This window comes from Vibrio quintilis, from assembly GCF_024529975.1.
Lineage (GTDB): Bacteria > Pseudomonadota > Gammaproteobacteria > Enterobacterales > Vibrionaceae > Vibrio > Vibrio quintilis.
Genome location: NZ_AP024897.1, coordinates 1,829,583 through 1,855,240, shown reverse-complemented (window position 1 = coordinate 1,855,240; position 25,658 = coordinate 1,829,583). Strand labels below are relative to the sequence as shown.

Sequence of the window (25,658 nt, the reverse complement as noted above, 5' to 3'; positions counted from 1 at the left end):
ACCCCTGGCTTTCTGAATCACTGAAAAAACACTTCAGAGCAAGATTCAATCAGTACTCTTTATCAACCCGGACACCATTGCTGAAAAACAAAATTCTCACTTTATCTCCTTTACTGAACAGCATATGTGGGTCAACATCCTGAATAATATCGAGCAGCTTCTCACCTTTTTTATCCGGTGCAATTAATAACTCAACCAATGGGTCATCCCGGTGATACGGCCTTGTATCATAGCGATTGGCAGCAATTTCCGCACCGGCAATGGCTCCGATAATGGTCGCCCATGTATTCCCGTGACCACTGCCGAACTGGTGTCCGATCACGCCTCCGGCAACCGCACCGGCAAATGTTTCCCAACCATGCTTTTTCGCATGAATGACCTGCCGCTGGGAAAAATACCGGACAGACTCAACTTTGCCAAAAACGATTTTATCAACCGGCCGCGCAACATTTCTTTCGTAAGCGGCATTGGCAAGCCAGGGTAAAACACATAAGATCAATATGAAAAATCGCATAGAACATCTCCAACAGAAAGTATTGATATGACAATATATATTCCGGAACTGGCAGCGGGAGAATATTTTTTCCCTTCTCCTGAACAAGCCCTTGATAATCCGAATGGCCTACTGGCCTATGGTGGTGACCTCCATGTTTCCCGCCTCATCAAAGCTTACCAGGAAGGAATTTTTCCCTGGTACGGACCTGGTGAACCCATTTTATGGTGGAGCCCGTCTCCCAGAGCAATATTTAACCCTTTCACATTTAAACCTGCAAAAAGTCTTCGTAAATTTCAGAAAAAGGTCGCATATCAGATAAGTATCAATCAATGTACGCATCAAGTCATTGACTTATGTTCAACAACACGTACACCCGAACAAACCTGGCTCAATGAGGAAATGCGGGCCGCTTATAAAAATTTAGCACAAGCCGGATACTGTCACTCAGTCGAAGTCTGGGATGAAGACACTTTGGTTGGCGGTCTTTACGGGATCGCTATCGGACAACTATTCTGTGGAGAATCAATGTTCAGTCTCAAAACAAACGCTTCAAAAATCGCATTATGGGCTTTTTGCCGGCATTTTTCACAGGCGGGAGGTAAGCTCATTGACTGTCAGGTTATGAATTCTCACCTGGCTTCCCTGGGTGCATACGAATTGGAACGAGAGGATTTCCTTACCCGGCTGCAAACGCTTAAACAACATCAGGTTAACGCCCGGTGCTATCAATCTCAGTGGATTTCAACCTCAGAAGATTTCAACCATCAATAATTATGATTAACGGTTTCTATGCATAAGAATATACGAATTGGTCTTACTCACTATCACGCTTGCAGCTATCTGCCCGAGCGCCAGGAACGTGTCGCGATCGTGATGGATGAAAAGCTGCATTGCCCGGAACAATACGAAATGCTCCTGTCAAATGGCTTCCGGAGAAGTGGATCTACAATCTATAAACCATACTGCGGACTGTGTCAGGCCTGCCAGCCTGTCCGCATCCCTGTGAATGATTTTCAGCCATCAAGAAGCCAGAAGAGACTGAAAAATAAAACATCTCATTTGAGCTGGGAAATCAAATCGACGCTGGATCCGCTGTGGTATTCCCTTTACGAACGATATATTGAACAACGCCATCAAAATGGCTCAATGTATCCACCGGATCAGGCTGAGTTTGAAAAATTTTCGTCCTGCAGCTGGCTGTCAACATCGTATATTCACATTTACGACGCGGACCAGTTAGTTGCGGTTGCGGTCACCGATATGCTCCCCGACAGCGGCAGTGCTTTTTATACTTTCTATGATCCTGACTCTTCCCTCTCTTTAGGCACATTCGCGGTTTTGCTGCAAATACAGATTTGTCAGATGATGAATAAAGAATGGCTTTATCTTGGCTACCAAATTGATGAATGCCCGGCAATGAATTATAAAACTCGATTTCATCCACATCAAAGGCTAGTAAATCAGCGTTGGCACAGGTAGAATACGCGCAACTTTTTTATTTCTAAAGATGACGGCGATATCTGCCCGTGATTTTTTGCCACATTTCTAAAGAGGATTAAATGGCTAAAGAAGACGTAATTGAGATGCAAGGTACGGTTCTCGACACGTTACCAAATACTATGTTCCGTGTTGAGCTTGAAAATGGTCACGTAGTAACAGCGCATATCTCAGGAAAAATGCGCAAAAACTACATTCGAATTCTGACTGGTGACAAAGTCACTGTTGAATTGACTCCTTATGATTTATCTAAAGGCCGTATTGTCTTCCGTGCCCGTTAATCAAAATCTCGCATAAAAAAACGGAGCGACATAGCTCCGTTTTTTTATGCAGAAAACAACACTAATGGATTGCTTCTTCTTTTGTTCCGATAAACTCGAATGACAATGAGTCTTTCTTCAGCTTGACTGTTACCGTTCCGCCTTCAACCAGTGAACCAAATAACAACTCATTCGCTAATGGTTTCTTCAGTTGCTCCTGAATCACACGACTCATCGGACGGGCACCCATTTCTTTATCATATCCTTTCTTAGCCAGCCATGTTCTCGCTTCCTCTGATACCTCAAGAGAAACGCCTCTGGAGTCAAGCTGAGCCTGAAGTTCAACAATAAACTTATCAACCACCTGATGAATGACCCGTTGATCCAACGTATTAAACCAAATGATATTATCCAAACGGTTTCTGAATTCAGGACTGAATACTTTCTTAATTTCAGACAATGCATCATGAGAATGATCCTGCTGAATTAAGCCAATCGATTTTTTCACCGTTTCGGCAACACCAGCATTTGTCGTCATGACTAAAATTACATTCCGGAAGTCAGCTTTACGGCCATTATTATCCGTGAGTGTCCCATTATCCATCACTTGCAGTAACAGGTTAAAAATGTCCGGATGCGCCTTTTCAATCTCATCAAGCAAAACAACCGCATGCGGATGTTTGATCACAGCATCCGTCAACAAGCCGCCCTGATCATATCCGACATAACCGGGAGGTGCACCAATTAAGCGGCTGACGGAATGTCGTTCACCATATTCAGACATATCAAACCGAAGCAGCTCAATACCGAGTATCTTCGCCAGCTGCAAGGTCACTTCTGTCTTACCTACCCCGGTCGGGCCTGCAAATAAGAACGAGCCTACCGGACGGTTCTCCGCACCCAAACCCGCTCTGGATAGTTTGATTGCCTCACTCAGCGCGCCGATTGCTTTATCCTGTCCGAAAACCATCATCTTCATCTTGCGCTCCAGTGACTGAAGCACATCTTTATCTGAAGACGACAGGGATTTCTCAGGTATACGAGCCATTTTAGCAACCATGGCTTCAATGTCGGAAACACCAACGGTCTTCTTCCGGCGACTCACCGGCATCAGACGAATGCGCGCACCTGCTTCATCAATCACATCAATCGCTTTATCTGGCAGATGCCTTTCATTGATATATTTCGCAGACAGTTCAACCGCTGCCCGTAAAGCTTTATTGGTGTAACGCACTTCATGATGCGCCTCATATTTTGATTTGAGACCCATCAGAATTTTCGTGGTGTCATCCAGAGAAGGTTCAACAATATCAATCTTCTGGAAACGACGGGATAATGCCCGTTCTTTTTCAAAAATATTGCTGTATTCCTGATAAGTTGTAGAGCCGATACAACGCAATTTACCACTACTCAACAGAGGCTTGATAAGATTCGCCGCATCAACCTGACCACCGGATGCGGCACCAGCACCAATGATCGTGTGAATTTCATCGATGAAAAGAATCGTATTCTTCTCACCTTCGAGTTGTTTCAGAATATTTTTAAAGCGTTTCTCAAAATCGCCCCGGTATTTGGTTCCCGCTAATAAGGAGCCAATATCCAGAGAATAAATCACGCTATCCTGAATAACTTCAGGGACCTGCCCTTCAACAATTCGCCAGGCCAGTCCTTCAGCAATCGCTGTTTTTCCGACACCGGCTTCCCCAACCAGCAGCGGGTTATTTTTACGCCGGCGGCATAAAACCTGAATTGTTCTTTCCAGCTCAGGATCCCGTCCGATTAACGGGTCAATACTTCCCTGTTTTGCCAGGTTGTTTAAATTCGTCGCGAAGTTTTCCAGACGCTCTTCAGAAGACACTTCCTCAGAACCTTCACTACCAAACGATTCGGATGATTCCTCCGCAGGTCCGGTCGTTCTGGTAATACCATGTGAAATGTAATTCACAATATCAAGGCGACTAATGTCATATTTTTTCAGCAAATAAGCTGCCTGAGATTCCTGTTCACTAAAAATAGCAACCAGAACATTTGCACCAGTGACTTCATTTCGTCCTGATGACTGGACATGAAACACAGCCCGTTGTAATACCCGTTGAAAACTCAACGTGGGCTGGGTTTCTCTTGTTTCATCACTTTCGGGGATTAATGGGGTGGTTTTATCAATGAATGCATCGAGTTCAGAACGTAATGCATTCAGATCTGCTTTACAGGCGATTAAAGCTTCCTTCGCTGCACCATTTTCCAGCAACGCAAGCAGAAGGTGCTCGACAGTCATATACTCATGCCTTTTATCCCGGGCCCGGGCAAAGGCATTATTCAGACTCAACTCTAATTCTTTGTTAAGCATTGGGGCCTCCTTAAGGAACAACATATCCTGTTGTTCTGGCAAGTACTAAGCTCGCTCCATGATACAAAGCAATGGGTGCTCATGTTCCCTCGAATAAACAGTAACCTGCGCTACTTTCATCTCAGCAACTTCAGCAGTAAATGTCCCGCAGACAGCTTTCCCTTCATAGTGGACTTTCAGCATCACTTGTGTCGCTTGATCGGCATCCATCGCAAAAAAACGTCCCAGGATCTCAATGACAAAGTCCATCGGTGTATAATCATCATTCATCAGAATGACATTGTACATAGATGGTGGCTGAACTGCTGTTTTTTCTTTCTCCAGTAATTCTGAGTCTGGAGCCACCCATTCAAAATTTTTACTCATAACGATAACGGCTGAATCTGAGAGTTTTCCAGTTAGATTAATTATTTGAACCTCTGGCAACAAAAATGATTGTTTTTATAGCCAACTGATATGACATTCTTATCGCTGAAGCGAAAACGTCTCATACTTAGAGACTAATCTACCAATTGTATCGCTGCAAATAAAAGATTGCTATCCACTTAACAAGTTTAATCCTGCTGGATAACCATTCACAGAAATATTTCACTGATAGTTATAGAAATGTAAACACTAGCGCATTTTGTTGCAAAGATATCGATGTTTATTCACTTTCATTGTTGACTGTAGGGAGTGATTGACTAAATTTGCTTAAGTAGTGGCTTGTTAATTTGGCAGCAGCGCTAAATTAAAGTTCACAGACAAATATGAAAATGTTCCTGTTTTTACAGGATTATTTTTGTCGACAACATCAGTAATAAAATGCATGAGGGATGTATAGCATGGCTACCGGTAAAGTAAAATGGTTTAACAATGCCAAAGGATTTGGTTTTATCTGTGCAGATGGAGAAGATGGCGATATTTTTGCCCACTACTCGACAATTCAGATGGAGGGATACCGTACTTTGAAAGCAGGCCAACAAGTATCATATGAAGTTGAACAGGGACCTAAAGGCTTTCACGCCAGCAGTGTTATCCCGATCGAAGTTCAGCAAGCAAAATAATAAAACGCTGCCAAACCTGTCACATAGTTTATTCTTTTAATGAACAGGCTATGTAAATAAATAACCCGCGATTAAGCGGGTTATTTTGTGCTTTATACCCAAACAACGCTCAGTCAATGATATTGTTCAGTGTCTGACTCGGGCGCATTAAAGCAGAAACTTTGCCTGTATCAGGCAGATAATACCCACCTAAATCGCCTTTTACACCCTGAGCACTATTCAGTTCTTCCAGAATTTGTGCTTCAGAATCTGCCAGCCGCTGTGCAACAGGCGCAAATTCGCCAGCCAGTTCATCATCTTCTGTTTGCTGTGCCAGCATTTCAGCCCAATATCTTGCCAGATAGTAATGACTGCCCCGGTTATCCAGTTCACCAACTTTACGTGACGGTGATTTGTTTGTATCAAGGAATTTTCCGGTCGCCTGATCTAACGCGTCAGCCAGCACCTGTGCTTTTTTATTCCCTGTAACAACACTTAAATGCTCCAAAGATGCAGCAAGTGCCAAAAATTCACCTAAAGAGTCCCAGCGCAAGTGGTTTTCTTTCTCAACCTGCTGAACATGTTTTGGCGCCGAACCGCCCGCACCGGTTTCAAACAACCCGCCCCCATTCATCAAAGGAACAATGGATAACATTTTCGCTGAGGTGCCCAACTCAAGAATCGGGAATAAATCGGTCAGATAGTCACGCAAAACGTTACCGGTCACAGAAATAACATCCTGCCCGGCTTTAATCAGTTTTAATGAATATTTTGTAGCATCTACCGGCGACATAATCTGAATATCCAAACCAGATGTTTCGTGCTCAGGCAGATACAACCTGACTTTCTTAATCAACTCTGCATCATGCGCCCGGGCTTCATCCAGCCAGAATACGGCAGGCGTATCGCTCAGACGCGCTCTTGTGACCGCCAGTTTCACCCAGTCACGAATCGGGGCATCTTTAACCTGACACATCCGGAAAATATCTCCGGATTCAACAGCTTGCTCAAGCAACACCGCACCTGTTTCATCAACAACCTGCACAATACCGTCAGCATCCAGCACAAAAGTTTTGTCATGAGAACCATACTCTTCAGCTTTCTGGGCCATTAACCCGACATTAGGCACACTTCCCATCGTCGACGGGTCAAATGCACCCTGCTCTTTACAAAACTCGATCACAGCCTGATACACACCTGAATAACACCGATCCGGAATCATCGCTTTGGTATCTTTCTGCTTGCCATCAGGCCCCCACATCTGGCCTGAAGAACGAATCATGGCCGGCATAGAGGCATCAACAATGACATCACTGGGAACATGCAGATTGGTAATACCCCGATCTGAATCCACCATCGCCAATGCTGGCTGGTAAGAATAAACCTGTTCAATCGCCGCTTTAATTTCTGCCTGTTGTTCGTCGCTCAGTGACTTGATTTTCGCGTATACATCACCAATTCCGTTGTTCACGTCTACGCCCAGCTGTTCGAATAATTCACCATATTTTTCGAAAATATCTTTATAATATACTTTGACGGCATGACCAAAAATAACCGGATCTGATACCTTCATCATGGTTGCTTTCATATGCAACGACAACAGCACATTTTTCGCTTTTGCATCAGCAATTTCTTTTTCAAAGAAGGAACACAGCGCATTTACATTCATCACTGCAGTATCAATGATTTCTTTTTCCTGAAGAGCAAAAGGTGACTTGAGAACTTTTTGCTGACCATCCTGACCGACAAAAATAATGGAAGCCTGAGTCGCGTTTTGCACAGTCAATGATTTTTCAGTGCCAAAAAAGTCGTTTTCACTCATCGTTGCCACATGAGATTGAGTATCCCCTGACCACGCACCCATCGAATGAGGATTCTTACGGGCATAATTTTTTACCGACAATGGCGCACGGCGATCGGAGTTACCTTCACGCAACACAGGATTGACCGCACTGCCTTTAATTTTGTCATACGTTGTTTTGATTTTCCGTTCTTCATCTGAAGCCGGTTCTTCAGGATAGTCCGGCAAAGCATAACCTCTTTGCTGCAACTCCAGAATAGCGGCTTTTAACTGAGGCACAGAGGCTGAAATATTCGGCAGTTTAATGATGTTCGCACCCGGGTCCTGGGTCAGTTGCCCCAGTTCAGATAATGCATCATCAATACGTTGATCTTGTTTTAAAGCATCAGGAAAGTTCGCAATAATCCGGCCAGCCAATGAGATATCACGTGTCTCAATGTTGATCCCTGACGAGGCTGTAAAAGATTGAATAACCGGAAGCAAAGAATACGTTGCCAGTGCAGGTGCTTCATCGGTAATTGTATATATTATTGTAGGTTTTCTTGTAGGCATGTAATTTCCCTATAGTTATAAACAACCCGTACATAAAGCCTACGGTGTTGTGTGGATGACTAAGGCGAATCCATAAAATCCACCCGTCTGTTGCTGATACATCTCCTGTATCTCACATGAAACCAGCGCTGAAATCAACCCGTAAAATTCCGGGGACCGCTGGATAAATACATCAATTCTCAGCAAACAGACAATCGAATATAATTTTGCGAAACGACAATAACTCTATATAATTTTCGTTTCGTTGTCTTTTAGGGCGAGCAAATCATAGCTTAAACAGAGCAATGAGAAAATATTGAAATACATTTCATTTACATTTTTGCAAGGTAGTTAACATGTCTTTCCCATCCCGCAACAATTCTTCTTTACATCAGCGCAGGAAAGGAAATACAGGGAAAAAACGCAATGCAGGCTCCCCGCAACATGGCCAAAAGCATTCAGGTAAAAACCACCACAGGCAAACAAAACCGCTGTCACCGCAAGAGCGGAAAGTTATTTTGTTCAATAAACCTTATGACACATTAAGTCAGTTTACCGATGGAGAAAAACGCCGGACACTGGCCGATTTTATTCCGGTAAAAGATGTATATGCTGCCGGCCGGCTTGACCGTGACAGTGAAGGCCTGATGGTACTCACCAACGATGGTATTCTTCAGGCCCGCCTGACCCAGCCACGTTCAAAGTCTCCTAAAACATATTGGGTACAGGTTGAAGGCGCGCCCGGCGAAAGCGATTTAGACAAACTGCGCCGGGGGGTAACCCTGAAAGATGGTCCGACTCTGCCCGCGGGAGTTGACATCATACCTGAACCGGAAATCTGGGAACGTCACCCGCCGGTACGTTACCGGGCGGCAATACCAACGACATGGCTTTCTGTCACCATCACAGAAGGTCGAAACCGCCAGGTTCGCAGGATGACGGCTCATATTGGTTTTCCGACACTCAGACTGATCCGCTATGCTGTCGGAGACATGAAACTTGACGGCTTACAACCCGGGGAATGGAAAGAAATCAGCCTCTGATGAGGCTGATTTAAATACATTTATATACCCAAGCAACCTGAAGATGCAGGGTTGTTTGGGTATATTTGTCAGATACGGCTATTTGTGACGCTCTTTTAATTTATCTATTACATCACTCACCGAAAGTTCCTGATCATTGAGCAAGACCAGCAAGTGGTAAATCAAATCTGCTGATTCACAAATTAACTCTTCCTTGTCACCCGCCGTCGCCGCAAGCGCGACTTCAACCCCTTCTTCACCCACTTTCTGCGAAATACGTTTGGTGCCGCGGGCATATAAACTGGCTGTGTAGGAAGATTGTGGGTCTGCACTTTTTCTGTCCGCCAAAAGCTGTTCAAGTTGATGAAGCCAGACCATCTGACTTTCTTCCTGCTGTTCTGCATCCCAACAGGTTGTTGTTCCTTTGTGGCAGGTCGGGCCAACAGGATTCACTTTAACCAGCAAAGTATCCTGATCACAATCCAGAGATGCATTCTTCAGCTTCAGTACATTGCCGGAGGTTTCCCCTTTCGTCCACAGCCGCTGTTTGCTTCTGGAATAAAAAGTCACCTGCCCGGTGGAAAATGTTTTTTCCAGCGCTTCCGGATTCATGTAGCCCATCATCAGTACCTGACCCGAAATAAAGTCCTGGACAATAGCCGGTACTAAACCATTGACCTTTTCCCAGTTAATCCGGGAGACAAAAGATTCCGCAGTCTGTGCGACAGTCATACCCTTACCTCGATATTCTCCGATTTTAAATATTGTTTTAACTCACCAATGTTAATGATTTGCTTATGAAATACTGAAGCTGCTAATGCACCATCAACATTTACCTGCAAAAATGCATCAGCAAAGTGAGTCATCTCTCCGGCACCACCAGAAGCGATCAGGGGAACATGGCAGACATCCCGGACCATCCGCAGCTGCTCAAGATCATAGCCCTGTCTGACCCCGTCCTGATTCATCATGTTCAGCACAATTTCCCCGGCGCCACGTTTCTGAACTTCCTGGACCCAGTCCCGGGTTTGCCATTGTGTGATCTGTGTGCGGCTCTCATCACCAGTATACTGATGCACCTGATACAGACCACTCTCCTTATCAAAGTAAGAATCAATTCCGACCACGATACACTGCACACCAAACCGGTCAGCAAGTGTTGTAATCAGCTCCGGATTTGCCAGTGCCGGAGAATTAATTGAAACTTTGTCTGCACCGAATTCAAGAATTTTCGCTGCATCAGCAGCAGATTTAATGCCACCGGCAACACAGAAAGGAATATCAATCACCTCAGCTACACGCTGTACCCAGCTTTTGTCGACAACCCGTCCATCACTGGACGCCGTAATATCGTAAAAAACCAGTTCATCTGCGCCTTCTTCAGCATACCTGCGGGCCAGTGGCACAATATCACCAATGATTTCATGGTTACGGAACTGTACGCCTTTGACAACCTGCCCGTCTCTGACATCAAGACAGGGAATTATTCGCTTTGCTAACACGGCTCACCACCCCAAGGTAAACCCTTACAATTCAATATTCTATCCATAGTATACCAATAACTCCTAAATTTTTTTGCATCACATTTGCATCAATTCATATCATTAGCAGCTAATATAATCTGCATACTTTTGCAGCGATGCTTAGATATTCACATGTAGGATCACTATATAACAGCTAGATTTACATTTCATTCAAAAGATGATATTGAACAGATGTGTGAGTATTTTGTGACCAAAAGCAGCCCGCCAGGGCTGCATTGGATTTGATATGACAGTTGAAGAAAAGCTTGAGCTCGTTAAGTCTCGTTTTGAAGACATCGAAGAGGATGATCTTATGGATGGCGACGAGTTCTTTGCCCCCCCCCGATGGCAGTGGAGAATAAACTGGCCCCTTCCCGCGAAGCGGGCCAACTTCAACGCAGAAGCTCGCACATCCGCGCACTTGCACTTCAACAAGGGATTCGAGATCAGATTACACAGGACCTTGAAATAGTCGACTTGTTGGATACCAGCGTGGAGATCTAGCACGTTTTTGTCGAGTAGACGACACTTGTTACCAAGTGCCGCCCCTCTAAGAACCGTACGTGCAACTTTCACTGCATACGGCTCAAGCCTCCACTAAGGCATCATTGATACCCAGCAACTTATAAAGCAGTCGAAGCAGGTTCGTTCCAAGAGTTACGAGCTAGCCTTTTGGGTTTTCTCTTCGCCAAGTATTCTTGGTATTGAGGGTCAAAAGGGGTAGCAGCACTCCTAATTTTCACGTGTCTTTCGATAGGCACTTTCGCTATTTGGAACAGATTGAAGTGACAGTCCATGTTCATGATTTTCTGCCAACCGTGAAATTGCCATTGGCCTTTACGATTGAGAAAGTACTTATGAACAACCCAGTCTTTGGACTTGGTTGGATGACGCCTAACTGCCCAGTGCCATAGCGCTTGGAATAGTTTGTGGCCGACATACCCGAATATTTGTTTAGCAACACAGTGGCGATAGTAATTCGCCCATCCCCTGAGTTTCGGATTTATCAACTTGATAAGATCGTTAACAGGGATGGTTGCGTGCTTTTTAATGAGTTCTCGTAGATTTCTCAAGAATAACAGCGTGTTGGATTTGCTCGGTTTGATGAGCAATTTGCCTTTGTACTTCCTGTGATTGAAGCCTAGAAAGTTAAAGCCATCATCAATATGAGTGATCTTCGTTTTCTCTTCGGAGAGGGCTAACCCTCTTTCTGCCAAAAAGCCAGCTACCAACGGTTTGATGTCGTTCACTAGCACTTCCTTTGAAGAGCAAGTAACCACGAAATCATCCGCATAACCGATAAAGTTGGCTCTAGCCCCCTTTTTCAGGGCTGTAGATTTTATTTGTTGCTCTATTCCCGCGAGAGTCATTAGCATCAAGGTTGGAGAGATTATTCCACCTTGAGGTGTACCTTCATCGGTATCATAGAACAGACCCTTATCCACATAGCCAGACTTTAACCATTGCTCTAACATACGTTTATCTACCGTGATATTGTCCATAAGCCATTGATGCCCGATTTTGTCGAAGCAAGCCTTAATATCTCCCTCAAGAACCCATTTCGCTGATCGCTTTAGAGCCAAACATTTGAAACACTGACTGACGGCGTCAGCCGTGCTGCGATTTGTCCTAAACCCATAGCTATTGAGGTCGGCAAGCGTTTCGGACACTGGTTCGAATGCTAGAAGATGGAGGGCTTGTTGCGCTCTATCAATCATGCATGGAATACCCAATGGCCTGAGCTTACCGTTCTTTTTGGGAATGTAGATACGTTTAAGTGGTTTTGCAGAGTAAGCCTTGCGGCTCAGTTGATTGACTGCTTTCATACGGCGTGCATCTGTGGTCCAGGTGACACCGTCTATTCCAGGCGTTTTACTGCCTTTATTCTGAGAGACTCGCTTAACTGCAAGAAGCTTGGCTGAGCGAGAATGAGTCAAGAGCCACTGTAAGGACTTCACCTTACCGTATTTCTTTTCTCTCGTTGCTTTTGCGATACGCATTTGAAGCTTCAATACGTGTGCTTCAATGGATTTCCAGTCGATGGACTGCCATTGAGCGCCGTCAGAAGATGCACCAATCTCTTTCGAGATCACCATTTGCTTTCCTCCTTGAATAAAGTTCTTCAAATTCTCTCGCAATGGGAGACCAGTCGGAAGTGGGCTCACTTTCGTGATCAGACATAAGTCTGTATCTGCATCATTACAATGTAGCTTTCGCTTTTTCCGACCTCCTATACCTGCATCACTATCGGCCACAAAGGCTTTCCCAAAGGGAGTGATACAGGCTTACCCTGTTCCGTATGTTACGTAAAATGTCAGGTTAGATGCCCACTATAGTGCGGAGAGTGCAGTGACCACGAAAGAGTACTGTCCAACCTCTTTCCAACTCTCATTGCCTTTTGGCCACAGCGTATTAACCACTTCCGCTGCTTCATCATATAACGCACCTTGAATGGATTCACATACGTTCATCATACTGACTACCTAGCACTTACCCGAATTGTGGTTTTCAGGAGAAACGTCCTCTCACGATTCTGTTCCCACTCAGCCCAACGGCCAAGTTTCGTTACATTGTCCGAGCCGCTGCTTTATTCAGGCTCGTAGGTTCATCTGGTGATACAGACGGTTCACTCATAAAGCGGTGAACAACGCTTCATACGACTTCAGGTCGCACAGACAGTTTTGAGTTATAACGTGGCAGGTGTAAGGTGTATATGTCTAGTTCTTAACTTGCCCCGGTAGTTCTTCATAGCTAGGCACATTATCTAAATTCCTAGACCAGTTTGCACTACTACCTACAAAGATTTTAGCGGTAGGCTCAATTGAAATTATGCTATCTAGACTACCCGCAGGAACCACTGCACTGTTAATACTTTCAGCTATCGTGGGAAGTGCAGACCCACATATTTGGCAAAAGCTTTTTGCATGCATTGAGTTTGGATGCTGGTAGGTTTTAACGTCACTTTCACCTTTCAACCAAGTTAACGTGCTCGCTTTAGAAAATAGATTAGCAGCATGAGCAGAACCGGTATCCTTTTGACAACGAATACAGTGACACAAAAAGAAAGACTGGAAATCACCGGAAAGCTCATACTTAACTCTACCACAAAGACATGAACCTTGATGTTTATTAGCCATAAAAGCCTCCTTACTTTCGTTTACAAATTAACGCCATTAAGTAGTGTGTACTACCACAGAACCAGTGATGACATCCCAACACACTTCAATATTCACCCATAATTACATTGAATCATTAAAGAAATTTGGTCAAATAGTTAAAAATCAGAGGAAAGTGCTCGTTCTAAGTGAGAACGGGGCAAAAGTTTGCTAGTGTTTTATCCAATGTAGAAAACCATGAACCACTTCAAGCATGGAAGCTTTGTTATTAATAAGCTCATGATATTAATTTATCTTTATTCTATTGTTACCTAGGCTGCATTCTCATCTTTTGGTAATGGTTGCGCTTGACCGAGTACATTCTCTGATCAGCTAAGTCGAGAAGATGGTCTACTTCCACCCCATCTTGAGATGTTAATGAAAACCCAATACTGGCTTTCAGATTAATCGTATTAGTTTCATACATGACTGTTTTTGTTACTTCAGCTTCCAATCGTTGCACCAAATCTTTAGCATCTGCGTTACTCTTGAGGGGAGATATGATTCCAAACTCATCTCCGCCAATCCTCGCAACGGTATCTAACTCTCGGGTAGCTCTACGCAGACAATTAGCAAACTCTTTTATTGCCACATCGCCGATTCTGTGACCCAAATTATCGTTAATCACTTTCAGACCATCCAAGTCACAAATAACGATTGCATACGGATGGCTAGATTCCATTTTTGTTAGTAGAGTACTTCTAAGTCTATCCATAAAAAACGCTTTGTTTGCCAAACCAGTTAAACTATCTCTTGTTGCTTTTATGAACAATGCGTTGCGGTTATATCGTTCTGCCAAAAACAAGTCCAAACGTGTGGCGAGAGCGATGTCAAACTGACTGAGTGCCTGTTCAAAGACATCGACCATCTAGGTCAGTGCTGACTCGTATAACCCCTTGTCGCTGTAATACAGCGGGTAATCTTCAAAAGTTCTATCTAGAGTAATGCTTGGGAGGTAGGTTCTATTCGCCATGAGTAATGCCTTTTGTGTGTGAATGACATAGGCATTACTCGCGTTGTATTTTTTTAAGGTGAGTCGTGCCGCAACCTGCAAGCACACCTTGGATGATTAGTTGACTAAGCCATAGCCCTAAGGGCAGTTCAACAAGATACGATATATTGGTATTGAGCAGAAATATCGGTAAAACAACTAAAGAAGAAATGACAGATACAAACGTCGTAACTGTCAGTGCTGGCAACTTGAAGACTTTGAGAAAGACCCCGAACCCGGCCCAAAGACTTCCAGCCAACCAAAACAAACCTAGGCCTTGCCATGAAAAATCGGCTCAGGTAACCAAAGAAGTAACATTAGATAAAACAAGACCAGCAATGATGATCATCAAACCTGACCATTGCAAAAGACCAATTTTGAATTTGAGCAGTAATGCACTCCACACAATGCCCATCGTACTCATAGCGATAAATGGCAACATTGCGGAATTCGCTGGAGAAGAGCTTTGCAAACCCAAAAACAAGGTAATAGCGAATAACGGTCCAGCAAGAATTGATGCCAGCAGCCAAGAACGGAGATTGCTGGTAATCAAGTGTTTAGTTTGCCAAAACCGTCGGCCATGCAATGGTAACAGAATAAACATCGCGCCGAGGTAACGAAGCATCATCAAGTCAGTAACATTCATACCTGAATCAAATGCCAGTCTTCCAGCAACCGTGTAAAGCGCCCCAATTGAAGCGGCACTAATACCCCAAATAATCCCTTTTAGCTGATCCGTGTAGAACGCAGAAAACCTCGCCCCAATTGCTGCTAATATGGTCATAAATTGCCCTAAACCTTAGGGGGTGATCTGATTTCAATAGGGCAATTCTATGGACTTATTTTCACTTAATAAGGGAGGTAAACCGCATACGACTTATTACTGGTTGGAATAGATCGTCTATTCTGAACTTCAAATATAAGTTACTGTTCTGATGGGGTGGGAATAGGGAAGGAATTTATAAAAGGTCAGCCATGTGCCTGCGGCGGAGATTCAAAGCCGCGCTCTGCGGAAAATTTGGAGCGCAGCGGAAAACTTGTCAGATAGCGGCACCACCAGACACTCCGTGCGACTACTGTGTCAGTTGTTTGATGAGTACGCGTGGAGGAGCTGCGCAAAGTCGAAGCGACAACGTGACAATGAACTACTTACAGGCCAACTCAAACAATGTTGGCTTGAGTCTGGTGGTATCTATGGATACCGCAAACTCCATCGAGATCTGCGTGATCTTGGCGAGCAATGCGATATTAATCGAGTGCATCGCCTGATGCAGCGAGCAGGACTGCGAGCGCAAGTTAGCTATCGCAAACCGAGAGCGCCTAGTTGTGAGCAACACGTTGTTACGCCAAATCGTTTAGAACGGCAATTCGATCCATTAGCGCCCAACACGGCTTGGGTAACAGATATTACGTACATCAAAACGCATGGAGGCTTTTCTTTCAACTGCTGAAACGTGAACGAATTAAGCGAAATATCTATGCGACCAGGGACGACGCAAAGATGGATATGTTTAATTATATTGAGATGTTTTACAACCCGAAACGACAGCATAGTTCCAATGATGGGCTATCACCGTTAGAGCATGAACGTCAGTATTTTAATGAGGCTTAAAGTCGTCTACTGAAGTAGTGGCGATTCAAACAACACCTCTTCAAAACATTGAACGAGGTCCGTGAGCTGACTGAGAACTGGATGAAAGAATATAACGAAGAACGCCCTCGTGACGCACTGAACGATCTGACACCATGGGAATACTTGATGAAGCATGAACAAGCCGAAACCTCTAATTACGGGTGTAACTAATTAGGGGCGGTTTACAAAGTGTTGCAGATAATTTATTTATCACTAAAATAAAACAGATAATAAAAAATAAATCGTCAGTGTTGTACTTGCATTTTTTGTCACATGAGGTTTTTATGTTCGGGATAGTAACAAAGAGTATTAGATCCAAACTTTCTATTTCTATGGGGGTTGCAGTTTTATCTCTAATTATCTTATTTCTAACGTACGGCACGCTAACCAAAAAACTAAACAAAGGCGTAGATGATTTTGGTCATCAGTTCCTTCCTTCTGTTTCTTTCGTTTTGAATGCAGACCGAGATTTATATCAAGCTTATGTGGCTCAACTCCATTATTTGCTTAGTCCGGGGCAAGACGATATAAAAGACTTCAAAGACAATGCTAAGCAAGCTTATGACGGCATGATGAAGTTTAAGAATCTGATGGATGACCACCCTGCAATCACGAACAAAGTGAATGACTTTGAAAACCGTTTTAGAAAATGGGAGCAATCGTCGAATGAGTTTTTCAAGCTGGTAGATAGCGGAACTACCAAAGAAGCAGAAGCGTTACTTGGTTCAACAGTTTCTGATGATTTCCAGAGCTTACGAAAGCTCTATGATATCGCCAGTCAAGAGCTAGATTCACAGGCCAAAGTCGAAGTAAATGAATTCTCAGAAGAGACTTCAAAGACGCAGCTCTACATGTTGATATTCGTTGCCTTCATCATCATCCTTACTGGAACGTTAAGTTATGTCGTTCCTAAAGTGCTGGTCAGCAGTGTCAATGATCTCACTCGACGTATCAAAGAAATCAGCGAAGGAGACGGTGACTTAACACAACGCATCAACTCCAAACGCACCGACGAACTGGGTAAGCTGGCTTCGGCATTCGATGATTTTGTGGCTAAACTGCAAACCCTCATTTCTGAAATATCATCAAGCAGCACGTCGCTAGAAAGCAATGTGGTTCAACTTACAAATACACACGAGAATGCTCAACGTGTAAGTAATGAACAAACGAGGAGCATTGAGCATATTGCTGCGGCAGTGAATGAATTCAGTGTATCCATTCGCGAAGTGGCAGAACGGACTCTAAGATCGGCGAACGAAACTGATCACACCGCAGAGCTTACCACTCAGGGTATGAAGATTATAGATAACTCGGTGGATGAGATTAACCAACTCGCGAACTCCATCAAAAAAGCTAATCAAGTGATTGAGCAACTGGCGAGTGAATCAAACAATATCGTTACCGTGCTCGAAGTGATTCGTAACATCGCAGAACAAACCAACCTACTCGCTCTTAATGCCGCTATTGAAGCTGCACGAGCTGGTGAACAAGGTAGAGGGTTCGCGGTCGTTGCCGACGAAGTTCGCTCTCTGGCAAGCAAAACGCAAAAATCCACTGAAGAAATTCAGAACATGATCGACAAGTTACAAAGGGGTGTGAAAGACGCCGTGAGTTCAATCTTAGATGGTTCAAACCGTGTTGAGAAGAATGTTGAGTTGTCGCTAAACATTCAGCAAATGTTTGAATCCATTCAGTCTTCCGCAACAATCGTTAGTGACATGGCAACTCAGATCGCTACTGCGACGGAGCAACAAAGCAGTGTGTCAGAAGAGTTGAGCACCAACCTTGAACACTTAAACGAACAAAACCGAGTGAGCCAAGGTTTGTCGAATGATATTAACGAAGTAGCGAAACGGGTAGGTAGTTCAGTTAATAAACTGTCTAAAGATGTAGGTCAGTTTAAAATCGGTTAACCCTCACTCCCGAACGTAGACAAAGGAGCACTTATCTGTGCTCCTTTTCATTTTGTCATTATTAATACTGACAAAAAATAAGGAATGTGGAACTATATTCACTTAGTTTTACGGTTATAATGACGTTATCTTCCATTTACTAAGGCGACATGATGAAAGCAGGCCTCCTTTCAGATGATATTGGTCAACATAAAGTCTGAATCACCACCAACTGATTGCTGAAACTACCGTAAATATTTCGTGCTACGAACGGAATCGTCCCAGCAATTACCTCGCCTCGATAAGCTTTGCTTGATTTGATAACGCCACAGCAGTTGCCGATAAGAACGACTTGTGTAATGACTTCCTTGGTCGCTGTGGAACATCACGCCTTTGGGCTTACCTCGTGATTCAAACGCCATAGAGAGTGCCTTTCCTGTCAACTTGATATCAGGCGAGACTGACATCGCCCAACCAATTGGCTTTCTCGCGAACAGATCGATGACAACAGCAAGATACATCCAGCGCTGCCCCGTCTGAACATACGTCACATCACCTACCCAGATTTGGTTTGGAGAGGTAACGGCAAATTGTCGAGATAGATGGTTGGTGATCTCTACGTGCTCTTTTGATGCCTTTCGATAACGATGATTCGGTGTTTGGCAGCTTACCAACCCTAGAAATTTCATCATCTTAGAAGATCGATAACGTGTTAGTTTTACACCTTGGGGCGTCACCATATCGGCAATGCTTCTCGCACCAGCAGAGCCATTGCTTGCCATATGAACTTCGTTAATGAGACTTTTTAGTTTCACCAACTCAGGGGATACACGTTTAGAGCGACAACGCCAGTATTTGTAGCTGCTGCGGTGGACACTGAACACATGACACAAGGTGGTTACATTAAAGCTCTGCCTGAGTTTCTCAATTATCGCGAGTTGTTCAGTGAGTCCGACATCAAGAGAGCTGTTGTCGCCTTTTTTAATATTTCATTGTGTTCTTCAAGACGGACGAGTTTCTTCTTCAGCTCACGTATCTCAATTTGCTCTGGTGTTATCGGTGAGGCTTGGGGAGTCACTCCGTTTCTTTCTTGCTTAAGTTGCCTTAACCACTTGTCCATTGTCGATTTACCACACCCATGGCTTTTGCTGCTTCGAATCTAAATTCCGCACTGAGAGTACGTCTGGTTCGCGTGGTCATAGTTTCACCTGTCATGTTATGAGGTGCATCTTAGCACCTCTAATCAGGTGGCCAAATTCACTATGCCACAACACAACACTAAAATAGCTACAGACTCATAGAAAATAGTTTTTCTCAATGAATGCCAATTTAAGACTGACACCATACACTTGAGAAGGTTTGTACCCCAAATGATGTCAGGTTTACACCGAAAACAAGGCGAAATGGAAAGTCCTAACTGGGCATCACTAACGCCGAATAACTCAATTGCTAAATCAATGTTGTGTGTTAAAACAAGTAACAAATTTGAAGAACTAGGTATGCATGATAAAAGTTCGCCAATAGTCATGTTTTTTACAGCTATTCAACATGTAACCCTCCCGGTTTTAGTGGCACTCTAAATTAGAGTTTTTCCTACTTTCATGCCTTGCTAAATACTCCCAAGGAGTCAAATCATCGAGTGAGTCATGAGGGCGTTCATCGTTGTATTCCTTCATCCAATTTTCTGTCAGATCTCGGACTTCGCTCAGCGTTTTGAACACGTACATGTTGAGTATTTCTGTCCGATAAGTTCGGTTAAATCGCTCTATATAAGAGTTCTCCGTTGGTTTGCCTGGGCGAATAAACTCCAGTTCAACTGTGTTATCTTCAGCCCAATCAGCCAAAGTGGTTGAGATAAATTCAGGGCCATTATCCATGCGCAGCTTACTGGGGAACCCTCGCCAGGCAATAATGCGCTCTAGCACCCTTATAATGCGTGGTGCTGGCAGATTTAAATCCACTTCAATCGCTAGCACCTCACGGTTGAAATCGTCCACGACATTGAACGTACGAAAGCGCCTGCCGCAGATCAAAGAGTCACTCATGAAGTCGATAGACCAGCAACTGTTGATCGACTTTGGGCATGCCAGTGGCGCTGGATTTCGTTTCGGTAGACGCTTTTTACCCTTGCGCCGTAGATTTAACTTGAGCGAACAGTACACCCGATAGACTCGCTTATGATTCCATCGGTGTCCCCAACGTCTAAGTACTTTAAATAATTTGCCAAATCCGTATGCAGGATACCGCTCTGCTGTCTCCTGCAATTTCGCGATAACCTCATCATCTCGGTGAGGATCTGGTCGGTAGCGATAGACTGAGTCGCTAATGTCAACTGCGCGGCAGGCCATTCGCAAACTGACCTGATAGTGTTTGCGAGCGTAATCGACAAGCTCGCGTTTAACCGCTGGCCTTACAGCTTTTTTTCCAGGATATCTTTAACGATACGGTGCTCGAGACTGAGGTCGGCAAACATTTGCTTGAGCCTCCGGTTCTCATCCTCAAGCTCTTTAAGTCGTTTAACATCTGACGCTTCCATACCACCATACTTGGATTTCCAGTTGTAGTATGTCGCATCAGAAATGCCATATTCACGACAGACTTCGTTGACCTTTCGGCCTGCTTCGACTTCCTTCAGGATCTTTACGATTTGCGTTTCTGTGTAGCGTGATTTTTTCATCATGCGTTCTCCGTTTGTTTCAGTGTAAACGGAAAAACTCTAATTGCTAATGACCAGTTTTTTGGGGAGGGTTACAAACACTCTATAGAATTAATTATTTTTTAATCTATAGTTAACCATATGAACGAATTTATTCAATACATCAAATGGCATACATAAGAAAAAACGCTTGGGTAGGTTTCAAGATAATCATTATTGCTTTGCTATTCTTTACTTTGCACTATCTCTTTGGTGCTTACGTAAATCTCTATCGCGACCAATTCTCTAATCAAATAGAGCACACATATGCGCATTCTAATCACTTAGAGTCAAAACTAGAACAGCATGAACTAGTAATTAACATTATTGCGCAGCAACTTCTATCTATAGAAGATCTACGAGCAAAAGAGGTTACTAAGCTTATAGACTCAATTGTACTTGCTGATGAATCAATGAGCGCTTTTGCTATCATCGGAAGAAACGGAGATATTTTAAACCATGAGTCTAAGATCGATGTGCCTGAAAACTTCAACATGCTTACCAGGCCAGAGACAAAAGAATCGTTTATTGCAACACTCAATAGCCCAAATATCGTTTTAGGACACACTTATTTTGGCGTTCAGTTTAACGAATATGTATGGCCAATCAGAAAAGCAATTCGAGATACAAGCGGTCACACTAAATTTGTTGTATCTTCAGTCATTGACTTGAGGGATGCATTTAACTTCAAATCTGAGGGAGTTAAATCACTGAATGATACTTACGTATATAGGGGAAGTGACCTTCATTTTCAAATTGCACCTAAACAACTTTTTACATTGGAAAGCGTTTACGCAAAGCCTATGCCCGAAAGTTATCAAAGAAGACTATCAGAAAAAGAGTATTTTCCTTGGTGCAGAAATTGTACAATGCCAAATACCGCAGATTACTTTGAATTTCAAAATGGTAACGAAGTATCTTTAATCGCATCTATCTACCTACCTCAATATGATCTGTATTTAAACACAGAAGTCGATAAGGCGATGCTCACTCAAAAATTTTGGCATACGGCCTATGGTGTACTCACTGTCTTTTTTTGCTCAGTATTAATTATATATATGTTGTTTTCTAAATTATCTAAAGCGGAAGAAACAAGACGTAGTCAACTTACCTTTCAAGCACAACATGATTACTTGACTAAAGCTAAAAACCGTTTCGCACTAGAGGTTGATTTGGGCAAGCCTAAAGATAAAAAACAGTTTTTCTTACTAATTATTGATTTGGACTTTTTTAAACGCTTTAACGACGACAATGGCCTTGAGCAAGGTGACAAACTATTGATATCCATGGTTAATAGGATTAACGCCAGTTTGAAAGATATTGATGGAACAGTTTATCGGTATAGTGGAGATGAGTTCATACTTATAATAAAAACTAAGGAACAAATAGATAATCTTTGCCAAGAAATATTATACGAAGCAACTAACGCATCTATCGAACACGGCCGAGGAAATGAAAAGCTCACCGCTAGTATAGGTATCGCTTCATACCCAAAAGACGGGGAGAAACTAGAAGATTTAAAATTCAGTGCAAATTTAGCTCTATTAAAAGCAAAGAAAAAGAAAGGGTGTTATGTTGTTTTTAATAAAGATTTGAAAAACACATACATAGACGAGAGGAGACTTGAATTACACCTCGAAAGATCAGTTATTAACAACGAAATCTATTTAAAATATCAACCTCAAATTGATAGAAAGGGTAAAGTAATAGGTGTAGAAGCCCTTGCAAGATGGAGCTCCAACGTTCTCGGGGAAGTAGCGCCTGATAAGTTCATCTCCAAAGCAGTGATCCGCACCAATAGTTTTGGACACTGAGTTAAGTGAGTACAATCACTAACGAGGTGAACAATGACAACTAAGAAAACACGAATTAAACATGCTCCTGAATTTAAAGCAGAAGCACTCAAACTAGCCGAGAAAGTGGGCGTCGCTGCTGCGGCCAGACAACTATCGTTATATGAATCTCAAATCTATGGATGGCGAAAAGCTGTCAAAAAAGACACAAATACCAGTGATAGAGAAAAAGAGTTAGCGATTGAAAATGCCAAGCTCAAACGATTATTAGCCGAACAAGCTGAAGAATTAGACATCGTAAAAAAGGCCGCCACCTACTTCGCGAAAAATCTAAAATAGATTGCTATGAGTTTATGCTCGAACACCTGATGCGATATAAGATTGTCCGTATGGCTAAGGTGTTTGGGGTTTCTCGAAGTGGGTTTTATTACTGGATTGAAAATCGCCATAAGGTCACTCAACGCGACGAACGGCGTAAGCTGCTTGATATCAAAGTTCGAGAAGTCTTTGAAGATAAAAAAGAACGCGATGGCGCAAGGCGTATTCAAAAAGAGCTTGAAGGCAGTGGTGCTAAACACGATGTGAAGACCATTGCGGCTAGCATGAATCGACAAAATCTGGTGGCAAAGGCCGCTCGTAAGTTCAAATGTACGACCGATAGTAAGCATAAGTTACCAATCGCCCCGAACTTGCTTGAGCAAGATTTTACTACAACAGCACCGAATCAAAAATGGGCTGGAGACATCACCTATCTCGCAACAAGTGAAGGCTGGATGTATTTAGCCGTCATTATTGACCTTTATTCACGGCAAGTCATTGGCTGGTCGATGAGTACAAGAATGACTGCAACGTTAGTTTGTGATGCGCTCTCAATGGCTTTATTCCGCAGAGGTTTACCAAAGGATGTGATTATTCACAGCGACCGTGGCAGCCAATATTGTTCAAAGGATTACCGAGAGTTAATCGCAGCTCATAAACTAAAACAGAGTATGAGTAGGAAAGGAAACTGTTGGGACAACGCTTGTGTTGAAAGCTTCTTCCATTCAATGAAAGTAGAAGCAATCCAATACGAGCCTATTATGACACGAGAAGAAATGCGCCAAGCACTCTTTGAATACATAGAAGTTGATTATAATCGAACAAGAAGGCACAGTGCTCTTGGGTATCTAAGCCCAGTTAACTTTGAAAAACAATATGTCGCTTAACAAAGTGTCCAGTCTACCTGGTGCAGATCACAGAGTCGATTGGTTATATTTTTGAGCTGGGGGAATTTATAATAAATAAAGCTCTATTAGACATGAGAAAGATCTGTCAAGTTCACAGAGTCACCTTATCAATCAATATATCCATTCGTCAAATATCAGAAGATTCTTTTTTTGAAAAAATTCAACACGCAATTAATTTCGTTAACTTTGACCCCTCCTTACTTATACTGGAGGTTACGGAAAGTGTTTTTTCTCAAGACTTAGCTAAAATAAAAAGCACTTTACACCAAGTCAAAAATCTTGGCGTAAAGTTGTCAATCGATGACTTCGGCACAGGCTATTCCTCTCTCTATTTAATGAAAGAGTTGCCATTAGATGAACTCAAGATAGATAAAGTGTTTGTTGATAATATTCTCAATGAAGATCTTCGCTCAATAAAACTGTTGTCTCAGATTATATCTATGGCTAAGGTATTCGATTTCAATGTCGTAGCTGAAGGAGTTGAAAATAAGAGGCAAATTGATCTATTACATTCACTGGGTTGTGATTTATTTCAAGGATATTATTACTCCAAACCGCTAGACCTAAATAAAATCGACTTTTTGAGACACTATTCCTGAACTGATGCACTGATACTTGGTTTAATTGCCCCTTCACAATTGACAGTTATTCAATAGAGCAGTCTACGACGATCGGGAAAGAGCATTCAGAGGCGGCTAAATTAATAGTGTACATTGTTCGAAATGTGTCAACGAACAACAGGCTTTGTTGCCTAATTCAGAGAGAATACATGCCTGCCCCATAGTGCTTGATTCTTAAACGATATACTGAGTTTCAGGCATACCTAGCCCCGTAAGCTTGTTCAGCGCTTTGATCATTGAGTAAGTCTCGCCAACCCTGGCGTTGTAATTTCTTAGGCTTAATTTCCCACCTAACAACTGTTTCACCCGATACATTGCTGTCTCTGATAGCGAGCGCTTGTGATAGCCATATCGCTTTTTCCACTTCTTATTGGAGCCGTAAAGCTTCTGACAGCCTACCGCTAAATTACGAGGATGTCCTTGTTCCCAGAAGGCCGCCCCCTCTCGTGGCGGGATGAGCGGAACCGCTCGCTTGACTCGTATAGCGTCATGGCAATTCCTTGTGTCATAAGCTCCATCACCTGATATCTCAATGATTTTACGACGTGTCTGCTTAAGTAAGTTGGGAAGCACTTCGGCATCGGGTACGTTAGATAAACTCAGCTCTGCTGCGACTATTTCGTGGGTGCTTGTATCTACTGCGATATGCAGCTTACGCCAGACTCTGCGCTTCCCATCAGTGCCATGCTTCTTGACCTTCCACTCACCTTCGCCATAAACCTTGAGGCCAGTGGCATCAATAGCCAGATGTTGTATCGCACCTCTGGTTTTGGTTTTAAATGAAACCTCAACTTCCTTAGCTCGACGGCTTATACAGGTGTAATGCGGACTCACAAGCGGGATATTAGCCAACTTAAATACTGAGTCTAGAAAACCTTGCAGCGCTCTAAATGGCATAGAGAAAACTCGTTTTACCATCAGTGCGGTAGTAATAGCTAAGTCGCTGAATCGGGAGGTCTACCACGTTTGCCTTGTTTGTTTTGTTTCCACTCTGCTATTGCTTCCTCATCAATCCAAAAGGTCAGAGAACCACGGTTGACCACGGCTTTATTGTACTTCTTCCAGTTAATTGTTTTGTAACGAGGTTTAGGCATGAGGCTACGACGATTAATTGGTGTAGCCAGATCAGATCGTAGATTCTTGATTTAGTT

The 25,658-nt window shown here is 43.2% G+C and carries 20 protein-coding genes and 5 pseudogenes; 11 read left to right on the top strand and 14 right to left on the bottom strand.

The genetic code is table 11. From position 1 onward, the window contains the following. Positions 1-49 precede the first annotated feature (49 nt). On the bottom strand, positions 50-514 hold the full coding sequence (locus OC443_RS08785; RefSeq protein WP_073586622.1) for an outer membrane lipoprotein: 465 nt from the start codon (positions 512-514) through the stop codon (positions 50-52). Positions 515-541: 27 nt separating this feature from the next. Between OC443_RS08785 and aat the strand changes: the two genes are divergently transcribed. The 3 genes from aat to infA all read left to right on the top strand — a co-directional run bounded on the left by aat (position 542) and on the right by infA (position 2,274). Continuing rightward, entirely contained in the window at positions 542-1,267 is a 726-nt protein-coding gene (aat, locus tag OC443_RS08780) for a leucyl/phenylalanyl-tRNA--protein transferase (protein ID WP_073586623.1), read from the top strand. A gap of 18 nt (positions 1,268-1,285) precedes the next feature. After that, positions 1,286-1,975 carry an arginyltransferase gene (locus OC443_RS08775; RefSeq protein ID WP_073586624.1) on the top strand — a complete coding sequence of 230 codons (690 nt, stop codon included), beginning with the start codon at positions 1,286-1,288 and terminating at the stop codon, positions 1,973-1,975. A gap of 80 nt (positions 1,976-2,055) precedes the next feature. Continuing rightward, positions 2,056-2,274 (top strand): translation initiation factor IF-1, encoded by a 219-nt coding sequence (infA, locus tag OC443_RS08770; protein ID WP_005493784.1) that lies wholly within the window; start codon positions 2,056-2,058, stop codon positions 2,272-2,274. A 61-nt stretch (positions 2,275-2,335) separates the two neighbouring features. Here infA and clpA read toward each other — a convergent pair whose 3' ends face one another. Together clpA and clpS are read right to left on the bottom strand one after the other, a co-directional pair. After that, positions 2,336-4,600, bottom strand: a complete 2,265-nt coding sequence (clpA, locus tag OC443_RS08765; RefSeq protein ID WP_073586625.1) for an ATP-dependent Clp protease ATP-binding subunit ClpA — start codon at positions 4,598-4,600, stop codon at positions 2,336-2,338. A 45-nt stretch (positions 4,601-4,645) separates the two neighbouring features. Continuing rightward, on the bottom strand, positions 4,646-4,966 hold the full coding sequence (gene clpS, locus OC443_RS08760; protein ID WP_073586626.1) for an ATP-dependent Clp protease adapter ClpS: 321 nt from the start codon (positions 4,964-4,966) through the stop codon (positions 4,646-4,648). Positions 4,967-5,424: 458 nt separating this feature from the next. Here clpS and cspD point away from each other — a divergent pair, with 458 nt between their 5' ends. Then, entirely contained in the window at positions 5,425-5,646 is a 222-nt protein-coding gene (cspD, locus tag OC443_RS08755) for a cold shock domain-containing protein CspD (RefSeq protein ID WP_073586627.1), read from the top strand. 109 nt (positions 5,647-5,755) lie between these two features. On the opposite strand, the gene OC443_RS08750 is transcribed toward cspD, so the two are convergent. After that, positions 5,756-7,978 carry an NADP-dependent isocitrate dehydrogenase gene (locus tag OC443_RS08750; protein WP_073586628.1) on the bottom strand — a complete coding sequence of 741 codons (2,223 nt, stop codon included), beginning with the start codon at positions 7,976-7,978 and terminating at the stop codon, positions 5,756-5,758. A gap of 335 nt (positions 7,979-8,313) precedes the next feature. Here OC443_RS08750 and OC443_RS08745 point away from each other — a divergent pair, with 335 nt between their 5' ends. Continuing rightward, entirely contained in the window at positions 8,314-9,000 is a 687-nt protein-coding gene (locus OC443_RS08745) for a pseudouridine synthase (protein ID WP_073586629.1), read from the top strand. A 78-nt stretch (positions 9,001-9,078) separates the two neighbouring features. On the opposite strand, the gene hisIE is transcribed toward OC443_RS08745, so the two are convergent. The 7 genes and pseudogenes from hisIE to OC443_RS08710 all read right to left on the bottom strand — a co-directional run bounded on the left by hisIE (position 9,079) and on the right by OC443_RS08710 (position 15,432). Further along, positions 9,079-9,711 carry a bifunctional phosphoribosyl-AMP cyclohydrolase/phosphoribosyl-ATP diphosphatase HisIE gene (hisIE, locus tag OC443_RS08740; RefSeq protein ID WP_073586630.1) on the bottom strand — a complete coding sequence of 211 codons (633 nt, stop codon included), beginning with the start codon at positions 9,709-9,711 and terminating at the stop codon, positions 9,079-9,081. Next, the gene (hisF, locus tag OC443_RS08735) at positions 9,708-10,481 is read right to left on the bottom strand and encodes an imidazole glycerol phosphate synthase subunit HisF (protein WP_073586631.1); all 774 of its coding nucleotides are present in this window, start codon (positions 10,479-10,481) and stop codon (positions 9,708-9,710) included. The genes hisIE and hisF overlap by 4 nt, the downstream gene beginning before the upstream one ends. 644 nt (positions 10,482-11,125) lie before the next feature. After that, on the bottom strand, positions 11,126-12,598 hold the full coding sequence (ltrA, locus tag OC443_RS08730) for a group II intron reverse transcriptase/maturase (protein WP_200796999.1): 1,473 nt from the start codon (positions 12,596-12,598) through the stop codon (positions 11,126-11,128). A 621-nt stretch (positions 12,599-13,219) separates the two neighbouring features. After that, positions 13,220-13,639: a GFA family protein gene (locus tag OC443_RS08725; protein WP_073586531.1), complete on the bottom strand. Its 420-nt coding sequence runs from the start codon at positions 13,637-13,639 to the stop codon at positions 13,220-13,222. Between the two features lie 286 nt (positions 13,640-13,925). Next, complete coding sequence (locus OC443_RS08720) at positions 13,926-14,429, bottom strand: GGDEF domain-containing protein (protein WP_262021699.1); 504 nt, start codon at positions 14,427-14,429, stop codon at positions 13,926-13,928. Between the two features lie 24 nt (positions 14,430-14,453). Then, positions 14,454-14,630, bottom strand: a pseudogene (locus tag OC443_RS08715) (inovirus Gp2 family protein); the annotation flags it as partial. A 313-nt stretch (positions 14,631-14,943) separates the two neighbouring features. Beyond that, positions 14,944-15,432: a DMT family transporter gene (locus tag OC443_RS08710; RefSeq protein WP_073586530.1), complete on the bottom strand. Its 489-nt coding sequence runs from the start codon at positions 15,430-15,432 to the stop codon at positions 14,944-14,946. Between the two features lie 277 nt (positions 15,433-15,709). Here OC443_RS08710 and OC443_RS08705 point away from each other — a divergent pair. The 3 genes and pseudogenes from OC443_RS08705 to OC443_RS08695 form a co-directional block, all read left to right on the top strand. Continuing rightward, a pseudogene (locus tag OC443_RS08705) lies at positions 15,710-16,260 on the top strand (IS3 family transposase); the annotation flags it as partial. Positions 16,261-16,293: 33 nt separating this feature from the next. Continuing rightward, a pseudogene (locus OC443_RS08700) lies at positions 16,294-16,452 on the top strand (integrase core domain-containing protein); the annotation flags it as partial. 113 nt (positions 16,453-16,565) lie between these two features. Further along, positions 16,566-18,194, top strand: coding sequence for a methyl-accepting chemotaxis protein (locus tag OC443_RS08695; protein ID WP_073586528.1), 1,629 nt, complete (start codon positions 16,566-16,568; stop codon positions 18,192-18,194). A 251-nt stretch (positions 18,195-18,445) separates the two neighbouring features. Here the strand turns inward: OC443_RS08695 and OC443_RS08690 are convergent. Both OC443_RS08690 and OC443_RS08685 read right to left on the bottom strand, forming a co-directional pair. Next, positions 18,446-19,373: pseudogene (locus OC443_RS08690) on the bottom strand (IS3 family transposase); the annotation flags it as partial. Between the two features lie 365 nt (positions 19,374-19,738). Then, positions 19,739-20,850, bottom strand: a protein-coding gene (locus OC443_RS08685) for an IS3 family transposase (RefSeq protein WP_370738790.1) whose coding sequence is annotated in 2 segments (ribosomal slippage) — positions 19,739-20,598 and positions 20,598-20,850 — 1,113 coding nt in all. Because the reading frame shifts where the segments join, the coding sequence is not laid out codon by codon here. A 146-nt stretch (positions 20,851-20,996) separates the two neighbouring features. Here OC443_RS08685 and OC443_RS08680 point away from each other — a divergent pair. The 3 genes from OC443_RS08680 to OC443_RS08670 all read left to right on the top strand — a co-directional run bounded on the left by OC443_RS08680 (position 20,997) and on the right by OC443_RS08670 (position 24,486). After that, positions 20,997-22,682: a bifunctional diguanylate cyclase/phosphodiesterase gene (locus tag OC443_RS08680; protein ID WP_073586525.1), complete on the top strand. Its 1,686-nt coding sequence runs from the start codon at positions 20,997-20,999 to the stop codon at positions 22,680-22,682. A 33-nt stretch (positions 22,683-22,715) separates the two neighbouring features. Beyond that, a protein-coding gene (locus OC443_RS08675) for an IS3 family transposase (protein WP_143169485.1) occupies positions 22,716-23,866 on the top strand; the annotation gives its coding sequence in 2 pieces (ribosomal slippage) (positions 22,716-22,959 and positions 22,959-23,866; 1,152 coding nt in all). A 20-nt stretch (positions 23,867-23,886) separates the two neighbouring features. Next, the gene (locus tag OC443_RS08670; RefSeq protein WP_200797010.1) at positions 23,887-24,486 is read left to right on the top strand and encodes an EAL domain-containing protein; all 600 of its coding nucleotides are present in this window, start codon (positions 23,887-23,889) and stop codon (positions 24,484-24,486) included. Between the two features lie 195 nt (positions 24,487-24,681). Here OC443_RS08670 and OC443_RS08665 read toward each other — a convergent pair. Further along, positions 24,682-25,601, bottom strand: a pseudogene (locus tag OC443_RS08665) (IS5 family transposase). Positions 25,602-25,658: the final 57 nt, after the last annotated feature.